The organism is Paenibacillus xylanexedens (assembly GCF_001908275.1).
Taxonomy (GTDB): domain Bacteria; phylum Bacillota; class Bacilli; order Paenibacillales; family Paenibacillaceae; genus Paenibacillus; species Paenibacillus xylanexedens_A.
Window position 1 is genome coordinate 1,713,247 of record NZ_CP018620.1, and the last position, 11,999, is coordinate 1,725,245.

Sequence of the window (11,999 nt, forward strand, 5' to 3'; positions counted from 1 at the left end):
TTTATGGGTGAGCGGAAAGTGACGATTCTATGCTCGGGTTTCGGTCTGGGTTTCTATATTCCCGGCCTGTTAGCTGCAAGTGATTTCGAGAAAAGGGATATCGCGACGGAAGTGCTCGTGTTCGAAAGCTATTTGGAGCAAGACAAGATGGATCATATTGTAGACAGCAGAAAGGCTTACCACAATAATTTCGCACTTGCCAATTTATCGGCCCGAATGCCGATGGATATCCGGGGCAGCATTGATTATGCCCAGGTCGAGCTATTGCTGGAGGCGTGGAAAGCGGAAGAGCGGTACGAATTCATATCGTTATCCGGACACTGGATCTATATTCTGGATTTGTATAGGGAGAAGATGCTGCCGAATCAAATTCATGTAGACCTGCTCTACGTCGATTCAGATCTGGCCCCGTCTTGGAAGAGCTTGAAGAAGTTTCATCCTAGCTATGACGAGTATTATTACAATGCTTGTCTCTATGACACCGACAAGATGGAAATTCGATGCGAAATCCCGGTTCTTCATCGTACGGCACTGCCCTTCGACTCAAGGAAGCGGCGGCTTGTTGTTCATGGCGGCGGCTGGGGGATGGGCACTTATCAAAGTACAATTCCAGAGCTTGCCTCCCATAACTATGGGCTTGATATCGTAGCTTACGATTGGAAGGAAGCGAAGCCCGATCCTGATCACCGATATTGGATGAATGATCCGGAATGGTGTGCATGGGTGAAGAGTGCGAACGGCCTGCACGAGTTTCCGCCATACATCGAAATAACGGGAGAAGACACGAAGTCATACGCCGCTGAGGTTGATCATCATTGGTTATTCGATATCGCTTCGGAGGCGATGGCTATCGTGGCCAAGCCGGGAGCGGGCACATTAATCGACTCGCTTGCATCCGAAACCCCTCTTATTCTGCTGGAGCCGTTCGGAAGTCACGAGCTTAGCAATTTGGAATTGTGGGAATCACTGGGTTTCGGAATACGCTACGAGAAGTGGCGGGAGATGGATTTTTCCGTAGAGGTCCTTAGGGAGATGCATCAAGCGATCATGAACAGACCCGGAGAACGGACGAATTATGTGGATCATTATTGTGCGAGAGTCGCGTTAACGAAGGGGTAAGATTTCAATGGCAGAAGGGGTTATGCGATGAGCGTAAACAAATTGAGTATCGCCCAAGATAAGACAAAGACAAGCTATCCGAGATGGATCGTCATGCAGCTGTTGGAGGAGTGTAATTTACGATGCAAGATGTGCTATGAGTGGGGACTCGAAGGTCCCTACAAAAGCAAAAAAACGTTAGCGCATCTGGATCCGGATCTCATTAAAAAGATCATCGTCGAGTGCAGCCCGGGCAAGCCGTATTACGATTTCTTCGGCGGCGAGCCGCTGATGTACCCTTGGCTGAGCGACATTCTCGCCATGATCAATCACTATGGAAGTAAAGCGGACTTCCCCACGAACGGCACATTGCTTGAGCAGCATGCCGAGATGCTTGTCGAGACTGCTCCAAATAAGATCTGGATGTCGCTCGACGGCCCTGAGGAAATCAACGATAAGCAGAGAGGCAAAGGCGTATTCAAGAAAGTAATCAAGGGGATCGAGAAGCTTTATGAGCTTCGGGAAAGCAAGGGCAAGCAATTTCCGAAAATGGGTGTATCCTTTATCATTACGCCCTTGAACTATATGTACGTTGAGGAATTTTTCTTTAAGCATATCGACTTGTCAATGTTGGACCATATCAGCATGGAAGTGCAACTCTATGCAACGGAAGAGCAGTATGCCCAATATGTGGAGGTTCTTAGTGACAAATTCGACGTTCATGAAGCTCCTTATGCCAAGGGGATGGTGTGGCGTGACACCAGTTCGTTCAGCCAGATCGATATTCCGGAATTGACGAGACAGCTCAATAATGTTAAAGCGTATTGCTTGAAAAACAGCATCCATGTGATCACCTATCCGAAGACGATAGATGAACAAAATTTGAGCAACTATTTCTCGGGGCAATTCCATCAGATGGCTGATAAACGGAATCGGTGCTCCCTTCCATGGGTTTATGCGGAGATTACGGCAAGGGGCGACGTTTCTCCCTGCCATGCCTTCTATGATCTGACCTTTGGCAACGTGAACGAAGAGAGTTTGCTGGATATCTGGAGTAGTGACAAGTACAAAGATTATCGCGCGTATATGAAAAAAAATATGTTTCCGATTTGTACGGCTTGTTCAAGGTATTATATCTATTGATTCATGTGAATGACCTAATAGGTTTAAGAAGGGTGGTGTTGATATGAATCCGAAATCAGAGATTAAACGTTCCCCAAAGGATTTGCAAATATTGAAACGTACTATCAAGAATACGGTGGAAACCAAGCGGAACATGGAGAAAATAGCGGGTTACGCGACACCGTTGCCAGAGTCGGTCGGGATTAAACTGACGAACCAATGCAACTTGCGCTGCAAGCATTGCTATCAATGGAACGACACCGGCTACCATCACTTTATGACACCGGAGCAGCAGCGGGAACAGCTCGACTACGGGCTGCTGGAGAAGCTGATCCTTGAGACGGAACCTGCCAAGTCGAGACTCTATATCTGGGGCGGCGAGCCGCTCGTATACAGCCATTTCGACCGTTTGGCCGATTTGCTTGAAGCCCATCCTCGCGAGACGACGATCTGCACGAACGCGATGCTGATCGAGCGAAAGCTGGACGCCTTGCTGAGAATCTCCGACAATCTGGAGCTGCTCATTGCACTTGATGGATTCGAAGAAGAGAATGATGCGCTTCGCGGCAAAGGGGTATTCAACAAGGCGATAGATGCTATTCGGATGCTAGTCGAGCTGCGCAAGGAAAACCGATTCAGGGGCAAAATTACGATCCATACCGTCGTTAACGATGGTATGACCGACAAGCTTTACGATCTGCTGGACTTTCTGGAGGACGTCGGTGTAGATATGGTCATGGTCTGCTTCCCGTGGTACATCTCGGACGAATGCACGCAGGGAATGGACGATTACTTTGACCAGAAGTTCGACTTCCTTCCGGCGAGCGAGCACAAGGGCGAACGAAGCTGGCACGCCTTTAACTACAAGCTCGATCCGGAGCGTATCCCTGCTTTGATGAGCGAGTTGGACCGGGTGAATAATCGGGTCTGGAAAATGCGTTTACGCTACCAGCCGAATCTGGATTATGACCAGATCGAAGATTTCGTGCTCGGCAAAGAGGTGAGGAGTAAAGGTACGATGAACAAGAAGTGCCTGGCTCTCTCGAACCGGATGGATATTACGCCCGATGGAACGATTGTTGCATGCAAATTTTTTAAGGAGTTCGAGATCGGCAAATTAAATGAAGCGTCCGTACAGGAATTATGGCACGGCATGACCTACAGAAGGATAAGGGAAATGATGGATGAACGACTGACACCGGCATGTTCCAAGTGCAGTGTCTTGCATTTGCACGGTGTTTAACTATTCTACATGAGCATAAATGAGGTGAACCAGTGAGCATTATCCAAGTGGAACGCTTATCCAAAAGCTTCAATTACTACGAAAAAGAATTGGGGTTCAAAAAATCGCTAAAAAATTTAGTGAAGCGGAAATCACTGATCAAAGAAGCGGTTAGCGAGATATCACTTGTAATCGAGCAAGGCGAGATGGTCGGGTTCTTAGGCCCGAACGGTTCCGGCAAAACAACTACGCTTAAGATGCTGTCCGGCATCTTGTATCCGACAAGCGGGCAAGCGACGGTATTAGGCTATGTCCCTTGGGAGCGAAAAAAAGAATTCAAGATGCAGTTCTCGATCGTGATGGGGCAGAAATCGCAGTTGTGGTGGGATTTACCGGCGAACGAATCGTTGTACCTGAACAAATGCATTTATGAGGTCGAGGATAAGCCCTACAACCTTGTCCTGGATGAGCTTACGGAGATGCTTGATGTTAAAGATCTGCTCAATATTCAGGTACGTAGGCTTTCGCTGGGGGAACGGATGAAGATGGAGTTAATTGCGTCGCTCATCCACCGGCCTAAGGTGATTTTTCTGGATGAGCCTACAATCGGACTCGATCTGATTTCGCAGAAGCGCATTCGGGAGTTCCTGAAGTATTATAACCAGCAGACGAAAGCAACGGTCATTCTGACAAGCCACTATATGGCGGATATTGAGGATTTATGCAAACGAACAATCATCATCAATCAAGGGAAGATCGTATACGACGGCGATCTTCGGCGTGTGAACGAGCTGTTTCATGCAAAAAAGATCATCAAGCTGCAATTTACGGACGAAGTGCCGAGGCAAGCGCTAAGCGACTATGGCGCTATCATGCAACATGACGGCATGAATGCCGTCATGGAGATCGATAAGCATGACCTCCAGCGGCTTTCCAAGATGATGCTGGACCGGTTCCCGATCCTTGATTTCACAGTTGAAGATATACCTGTCGAGCGAGGCATCGAAAGCTTGTATCAGAAAGATGGGGTCAGACATGAAAGCCTTACAGAAGTATAAAAGGACGTACATCCTTGCGCTTCAGAATGCGATGGAGTATCGGACTGATTTCTTTATGAGTATCATCAGCGGCGGCTTCATCATTCTCGTCCAATGCTTCCTCTGGACGGCCGTGTTTCGCAGTTCGCCGCAAGAGATTATTAATGGCTATACTTATTCACAGATCATCATTTATTCCGTGTTGTCCGGCGTCGTCTCCAAGCTGGTTTCTGCCGGCTTCGAAGGGGAAATCGCGAATGATATCAAGACGGGTGGACTGAGCAAATTTATCGCTCAGCCCATTCATTATTTCAGCTATCGGATATGCAATTTTTTCGGTGGGAAAACGGTTCAGATCGGGGTCGTCCTTGTCTTATTCGTCATACTGATGATCGTTTTTACTCAGATTTGGGGGTTTCAGCTTAGAGGGGTGCAGATCGTTATGTTCCTGGTCAGCATTCTGTTCGGACTGCTCATCAACTTCCTGCTTTTTTATTCGATTAGTGCTCTCGCGTTCATCATTACCGAGGTTTGGGGCGTTTATATCGCGTTCAATCAAGGCGTCTATCTGCTAAGTGGTGCCATCTTTCCGCTTAATATTTTCGGAGATACGTTTGCCAGAATCTCCAGCTATTTACCGTTTCAATATGTCGTATTCTTCCCGGTTAACATCATCAATGGGAGCATGGCGATTCATGAAATCGTGCGCGGACTCCTCTTACAAGCGGTCTGGGTAATTGTGCTTATGATGATTTCGAAGTTGTCGTGGGATTCCGGGATGAGGAAATATGTAGCCGTTGGAGGTTAGATCTGTGAGTATCAGCTTGACGGAGTTTCGGAAGCATGTACGTATGTTCTTTATTTTCGCAAAGAACAGCTTGGTCGGTTACATGGAATACAAAGCGAATTTCTACTCCGGTTTGATCATGGAGACCGTATTTCTGTTTTCCAAGCTGATCTATATCTTGTTCGTTTTCCAGCTCGGGATCGAAATCAATGGCATTTCTCCTGACCAGATGTTGATCTTCACGGGGACCTATACGATTATGATCGCAATCTATACAGGACTGTTTATGGATAACTTTTATAGATTCGCCGGCCATATCCGCAACGGGACGCTGGACTTGTATATGACGAAGCCGCTATCACTGCAGTTCATGATTTCATTCCGGCATGTTAACTTCGCGTTTCCGATCCCGAACCTGATCGCCGGGATCACGATGATTGTACTGGCTTGGCGGCGTCTTGACATCGAGCCAAGCTTGATCCACGTGGCCGGATATATCGGCGTGATCTTGAGTAGCACGATCGTCACCTATTCGGTGCTTCTACTTCCGCAAATCCTTGCCTTCTGGACGGTGAAGTCCGGTTCGATCTTCGAAATACTCGACAAATGTTGGGATTTGAACAATATGCCGATGTACATATACCCCAAATGGCTGCGGAGAATAGGGCTGTATGTTGTGCCGATCTTGTTCATCACCAACATGCCGTCGGTTTATTTGATCGATCGATTGGACTTGTTCCTTGGGATATGGATTTTTGTAGCTCCCGTTATATCGCTTCTAGTGGTCAGGCTGTTCTGGAAGCTGGCCGTCAAACGCTATGAAAGCGCCAGCAGTTAGAGAAATGCCCTACAAACAAATTGTTGAGAAGGTGAATTGAATGAGCAAGACGGAGCATGAGCGTCATCCATTGCAGACAGAGGCCATTACAAAGAAACGGCTGCACAACGGGATTGAAATCTATCAAAACAACGAAGGAGAGACCGAGTTTCTCTACAACGAGATTTTCCACAAGGAGATGTATTTCAAGCACGGTATTACGCTTCCGGATCATGGCACGGTCCTGGACGTCGGGGCTAATATCGGCATGTTCAGCCTATATGTCAGCAGCAAGAGCGACTGCAGGGTGTATGCCTTTGAGCCACTGCCTCCGACGTTTAAACTCTTGAAGATGAATACGAGCTCGCTGCCTCGCGTAACGACGGTTAACGTCGGGCTTTCCAATGAGATCAAGGAAGCGGAGTTTGCCTATTTTCCTACGATGTCCACGGACTCTGTCCAGATCAAATACAGGGAGAACCACGATCAAGATCTCCGATACGGGTTAATCAACCATTACGAAGATAATTTCGCTGACCGGCGAATGCTAAACCGCTTTGTCGATCATCTTATGTCGCCGAAGCTTCTGAATGAACAAATCTATCGTTGCAAGCTAACTACGATCTCCGAAATGATCCGTTTTTATGATCTGAACCAAATTGATCTTCTCAAAATCGACGTGGAAAAAAGTGAGTTCGAGGTGCTGGAAGGAATCGAACCGGAAGATTGGGGCAAAATCAGGCAAATTGTAATGGAGGTACACGGACTGGACGGAGAGCAGATCAGCAGGCTCGAGAACATCTTCCAAACCAACGGCTTCTATGCCGTGATCGATTACTACGAAGATTTGAATATCCCAAATTACTATAATGTGTACGCGTTGAATCAAATGCATACGTCGGCTGGGTGATAGTCATGCTACAACATTTACATGCAAGGTTGGTATGCTCCAGCTGCAAGGGCGTGCTGGTCCAGTCGGAGGCATTGCTGCAATGCTGCAGCTGCGATGCGGTATATACGAACGATGACCGTTATGTATCGATGCTCGACCGGCGTGAGCAGTTTGTCCACCCTTCCGAATGGAACCGGAAAGAGGCTGAAATTCGGGATTATAGCGAGATTTCGCACTCTCTTGCGCTGTCCGGTATAGGCCGATTCGCCACCTTCTTAAATTATGGTTACGTCCCGCACGGGAATGAGCAACATGCGGTGATCGAGCCCGACGATGCATGGAATAGAAACTCGGTCAAGCTGCTGCTTGAGACAGTGGGCAGGACGGCGATTCGGGAGCGGCAGGTGATCGACATCGGATGCGGCAGGGGAGGGAACATAGCAGCTCTGTCTAAATATTTCAAGCCGCTGTCTATTGTCGGTCTCGACATCTGCCCGGCGAATATTGCCTACTGCAATGCCAAATCCCGAGGGGGTGAATCTTTGTATCTCGTCGGCGATGCGGAGAATATACCGTTTGCAGACGAGAGCTTCGATGTGGTGTTAAATATAGAATCCGCACATGCCTATCCAAACCGATCACGATTCTATGAAGAGGTGTACCGGATAATGAGAGTTGGCGGCGTATTTCTGTATACGGAGCTGATGCTGGGAGATCAGGTAGCGCAGAACATCAGGCTGTTAGAGGAAGCAGGCCTGTCTGTAATCCGCAATCAGGATGTGACTTCGAATGTTCTTCTATCATGCGATGAGAGTGCGAAGCAGCGTACTGGCACACAAGGGATTGCGAGCAACGCCAAAGCGAGCACGAATATTGGAGATATCAATGAATTCATCGCATTGCCCGGCTCGAAGAAATATGAAGAGATGAAGGCTGGAACGCGACAATACCGTATGATGAACCTTGTTAAGAGGTAATATAGCCGTAATATCAACAATAATTTTAGTATAGGAGAAATATTTTATGGAAGAAATTATTTCCCTGGACACCTTTCAGCCCTTCGACGGCATGACAAAAATGTATCCTCATCATAATTTTCCTTATTTTAATTGCGGCTATAATTTGTTGTTAACGCTTGCCAGATATTTTAAAAAAGATGAGTTGCCGATTTTGAATAATGTTATTAGTATTTATAGATTTGATAAACAAAAAATACAAACAAGAGGATATTTCAAGTTAGAGGTGTTGGATCTTGAGGAGGGAGATCAGATCCTTGAGGAAATGGGGATCTCTATTCGTAAAAAATCCCCTGAACTAGATACGTTACAAGATGAGATCATAAACTCTATTTCAAGTGGTCATCCGATTTCCATATTTATTGATTTATTTTATCAACGCGGGAGAGACTTTTACTATAACAAAAAACATGGACTGCACCCTGTTTTTGTCTATGGCTTCAATCTTACGAACGAGGAAATATATACGGTTGATGATATTACAGAATATAGACAATATTCTCTGCCATTTTCAGAATTTAAATGGTCATGTATGACTTCGGAACACGTAAAGATGCCAGACTACTTTTGGGAATATGCGCTAGTGCCCCCCGGTAATCATGAGATCTTGAACAATAAGAATTTAGCACACACAACCATCGATACATTCGTAGAAAATATGTGCAGGTATCAAAATGAAATAACGGAAAGTTTGAATAATATACTGTTGTTGGCAGAAAATTACGAGCTCATTATAAAAAATGAAACGATTATAGAAACATTGAGCAGTACTATTTATAGAAAATGTTCTGAGAAATACAGGTTAAATACTCTCTATAAGTACAACATTGATCATATCAATGCAAAACATACGCTTGACCCGTTATTGGACCAAATTATTCATGACTGGAAGACAGTAAGGATCTATTCGAATAAAGCCATCATGTCCCAAAAGTTCACTGGGGAAATCATAGATAAGTGCATTGGTTTATTTACAAAAATATATACGAATGAAGTACATTTTCATAATCAATTATTTTTAATGTTAAAGGCTTTCAGGTAAAATCACATCTATTATTGCTAGAAATGAGCCGCATCAACAGGCATACTGTGCATGTGTCTTTTCATCGTATGAAAACCGCCGCTGTCTGCGTCAACACTTTAAACACAAACGGCAGAGATGCCGTTTTTTTGTTTTGATTTTGTTACAGCACACTAGTCATGTGGAGTGTTACTCACTGTTGGTCAGGAAAGACTAATAGTTGAGATGTATTGGCGGAAATAGCAAAGAGGGGCAATTAACCCCTCTTTTTCTTTTTCCCTCTGAACTACCGTGTCCCGTTAGTTCAACGAGGCCGTCTTATCTTTCATTTATGACAGGTGATGATCTTGTAAAGATCTATGATTAATTCGGACAGAGGCTTTTTGAGCAAAATGTAAGGACTTTTCTTCAAATAATCCATATTATAAAGAAATGAAAAGCAATTCACAGCGTGTGTGGGCTCCAAATATAGGAGGGTCACAACGCAGAACACATTGGTTTTATGAAAGAGTAAGTGGAGAATATCTCATCGAACAGGCGTATCTGACAAAAACAGAAAAACTAAATTTCAGCTCGAAAATCCGAAAACTCAACTCATTGAAAAAACCTCTCTATCTAAGAGTGAAAATTCTTGGCTTAAAAAGCCAGATGTTGTATCCAAGGTGGCGCAGTATAGCTTTGCTTCTTTCGCAGATTACATCACAGAGTGGAACGATCTCTCTTTTCCTGGCGCAACATGCGGATCAGGTATACGGGGTGGAGATCGTGCCCGAAGCGATTGAAGATGCTCGCAGCAATGCGTTCTTGAACGAGATGCGTAACGTGAAGTTCGAAGTTGGCGCATCCGAGGAAGGTATTCCATGCTAGAAAGAACAAGGTATTGAAGCTGATGTGATCGTAGTTGATCCACCGCGCAAGGGCTGTGATCCACTTTTACTTGAAACGATCCTGGAGATGAAGCCAGAGCGAGTGGTGTATGTGAGCTGTAATCCGAGTACGTTGGCACGTGATCTTCGTGTGCTTGAGGATGATGGATATCGCACGGTTGAGGTAACGCCGGTGGATATGTTCCCACATACGGTGCATGTGGATAGTGTAGCGATGTTGGTTAGGGTGTAGTGTTTTGAAGCTACATTTACCTGTTTTAATAAATTACTTTGCCCGAAGCTTCTAAAGCTCGGGCTATAGTTGTTATAACCATTAGTAGAGTTGATGTTGGTCTGAACAATATCAAGTTTTCCAGTTTATCCTTTTTCAATAGCTTTGTGTTGTTGCTCAGTGTTTGCAAATGCCGCAGTAAGACGTGGTGAAGGTATACCTAACTTTTTTGCTTCTCTCACAACTTCAAGTACTGCAAAACCGGCTTTACTATTGTTGTATTCAATGAAAAGTCGCGGTAAGCTGCCCTTTGCAAAAATAACCTTGTTAAACAGCGTGCCGAGAAGTGCTGATGGAATTTTGGTCAACAGTAGAGTAATCGCGTCCATCTTTGCGCCTCTTGCTTTAAGTACAGGTGCCATTTCCCGCATATTCTTACCAACATTTGCGAATGAGTCACGATGATTCATAAGTGCTGGAAAACTTCCCCGTTTTAACACCTCGGTCTCCATCGCCGCATTCACGGCAAAGTGATTCCATAGCCAGCTTTGCATATCCTTTATCCAATTGATTTTAAAATGGGCGCTTTCAAATAGTTCTTTGACCTTGTTGTTTATCTGTTCCGTGCCTACACGTGGTTTTTCCAGAAATATCGTTTTTAAGAAGCCGCCCCTAAGCTTATTGTCCTCAATGCCGCCTCCTGCTCCTGGGAAACCAAAGACAACATTGTTCATAGACAAGGGCAAGATCGATGATTTTAAATCCTGCCAAATATTATTGAAAATAAGGATCGGGATGTTACCCGCGGTAGTCGATAGTAATTGTGCTGCTTCGGGAAGTTGTTTCGTGTTGACACTCGCAATAATAAGATCGTAATTTGGGCTTATCTCCTCATGCAGCTTGACTTTCCAGTTTTCCTTGATTAACCGTTTCGCTCTTCGTGCGTCCCACATTTCAAGAGCTATATGACTTCCGAAGGTTTCTTTTCTCCCTTTTCTAACGTAAAACTCAACGGTGTGGCCTGCCTTTTCGAAAGCCCACGCGTATTGGGTCGATATTACACCTCTACCGAAAAATAAAATTCTCATCTTAGCCTCCTAATAATCAATATTCATCCTTGTTGATGATCCAACAACGTGTTGTATAATATTATTGTATTGATTCACTATACGGTCATCAACCATCAGATTTTTAATATCTGTCGGATAATTGATCGAACAGCAAACGGAGGAAAATAATGAAAAAGCAACCTGAAATTACGGACAAAACAAGGCAGACATTCATAAATGTATTCTGCGATTTATATAGCCAAAAACCCATCGAAAAAATATCTATTCAAGAGATTGCTAACCAATCAGGATATAATCGGAGTACATTTTATCAATACTTTACAGATATCTATGAGTTGTTGGACTGCGTTGAGGAGCGTATTTTGAAATCTATTAAGGAGGAAATGGCAGGCAGAGAGTTTTCTACACATACTATTCAAGATGCACTTCAATGCTTAGAAAATGCAGAGGAGATTTCAGTTCTTAAAGCTATATTGGGCGACTATGGTTCTGTTCATTTTGTGGAACGCTTGAAAAGAGAAATTCCCTTTGAGCGATTGATTGTGGATTTTCCAACAGATGATGTCTTGGCACCATATATCATTGAGTTTTACATTTCAACATTAATATCTATGTTTCGTCTTTGGATACGCAACGACAAAGATCTATCGTCGGAGGAATTGATCAAACTGATCGATAGTCTATTTTCAAAGGGGATAACACCGTATCATATCTTTGGCACGGTCAATCCGCAGCGTTCTGGAGTGTAGCGATGATGGTTAGAAAGCTAAACAAAACATAAGGGGTTCGAGAATTGATACATGATTCTCGAACCCCTTT

Annotated in this window: 11 protein-coding genes and 2 pseudogenes; 12 read left to right on the forward strand and 1 reads right to left on the reverse strand. The window is 44.7% G+C overall.

The window, feature by feature from the left end:
- The first annotated feature begins 3 nt into the window (after window positions 1–3).
- The 11 genes and pseudogenes from BS614_RS07660 to BS614_RS07705 form a co-directional block, all read left to right on the forward strand.
- Window positions 4–1,119, forward strand: coding sequence for a UDP-glucuronosyltransferase (locus tag BS614_RS07660; RefSeq protein WP_074096735.1), 1,116 nt, complete (start codon window positions 4–6; stop codon window positions 1,117–1,119).
- Window positions 1,120–1,146: 27 nt separating this feature from the next.
- Window positions 1,147–2,241, forward strand: coding sequence for a radical SAM/SPASM domain-containing protein (locus BS614_RS07665; protein WP_074093524.1), 1,095 nt, complete (start codon window positions 1,147–1,149; stop codon window positions 2,239–2,241).
- A gap of 43 nt (window positions 2,242–2,284) precedes the next feature.
- Complete coding sequence (locus BS614_RS07670; RefSeq protein WP_074093525.1) at window positions 2,285–3,463, forward strand: radical SAM/SPASM domain-containing protein; 1,179 nt, start codon at window positions 2,285–2,287, stop codon at window positions 3,461–3,463.
- A gap of 32 nt (window positions 3,464–3,495) precedes the next feature.
- Entirely contained in the window at window positions 3,496–4,500 is a 1,005-nt protein-coding gene (locus BS614_RS07675; RefSeq protein WP_074093526.1) for an ABC transporter ATP-binding protein, read from the forward strand.
- Entirely contained in the window at window positions 4,478–5,287 is an 810-nt protein-coding gene (locus tag BS614_RS07680) for an ABC transporter permease (protein WP_017690646.1), read from the forward strand. The genes BS614_RS07675 and BS614_RS07680 overlap by 23 nt, the downstream gene beginning before the upstream one ends.
- A 4-nt stretch (window positions 5,288–5,291) precedes the next feature.
- The gene (locus BS614_RS07685) at window positions 5,292–6,104 is read left to right on the forward strand and encodes an ABC transporter permease (protein ID WP_017690645.1); all 813 of its coding nucleotides are present in this window, start codon (window positions 5,292–5,294) and stop codon (window positions 6,102–6,104) included.
- Between the two features lie 40 nt (window positions 6,105–6,144).
- Window positions 6,145–6,993, forward strand: a complete 849-nt coding sequence (locus BS614_RS07690; RefSeq protein WP_036606035.1) for an FkbM family methyltransferase — start codon at window positions 6,145–6,147, stop codon at window positions 6,991–6,993.
- A gap of 5 nt (window positions 6,994–6,998) precedes the next feature.
- Window positions 6,999–7,952 (forward strand): class I SAM-dependent methyltransferase, encoded by a 954-nt coding sequence (locus tag BS614_RS07695; protein WP_051446948.1) that lies wholly within the window; start codon window positions 6,999–7,001, stop codon window positions 7,950–7,952.
- Window positions 7,953–7,998: 46 nt separating this feature from the next.
- Window positions 7,999–9,033 (forward strand): hypothetical protein, encoded by a 1,035-nt coding sequence (locus BS614_RS07700; protein ID WP_074093527.1) that lies wholly within the window; start codon window positions 7,999–8,001, stop codon window positions 9,031–9,033.
- A gap of 411 nt (window positions 9,034–9,444) precedes the next feature.
- A pseudogene (locus BS614_RS32440) lies at window positions 9,445–9,794 on the forward strand (AIPR family protein).
- A pseudogene (locus BS614_RS07705) lies at window positions 9,721–10,131 on the forward strand (class I SAM-dependent RNA methyltransferase); the annotation flags it as partial. The pseudogenes BS614_RS32440 and BS614_RS07705, both read left to right, overlap by 74 nt.
- A 125-nt stretch (window positions 10,132–10,256) precedes the next feature.
- Here BS614_RS07705 and BS614_RS07710 read toward each other — a convergent pair.
- Window positions 10,257–11,198, reverse strand: coding sequence for a ketopantoate reductase family protein (locus BS614_RS07710; protein WP_074093528.1), 942 nt, complete (start codon window positions 11,196–11,198; stop codon window positions 10,257–10,259).
- A 149-nt stretch (window positions 11,199–11,347) separates the two neighbouring features.
- Between BS614_RS07710 and BS614_RS07715 the strand changes: the two genes are divergently transcribed.
- The gene (locus BS614_RS07715) at window positions 11,348–11,929 is read left to right on the forward strand and encodes a TetR/AcrR family transcriptional regulator (RefSeq protein ID WP_017690637.1); all 582 of its coding nucleotides are present in this window, start codon (window positions 11,348–11,350) and stop codon (window positions 11,927–11,929) included.
- Window positions 11,930–11,999: the final 70 nt, after the last annotated feature.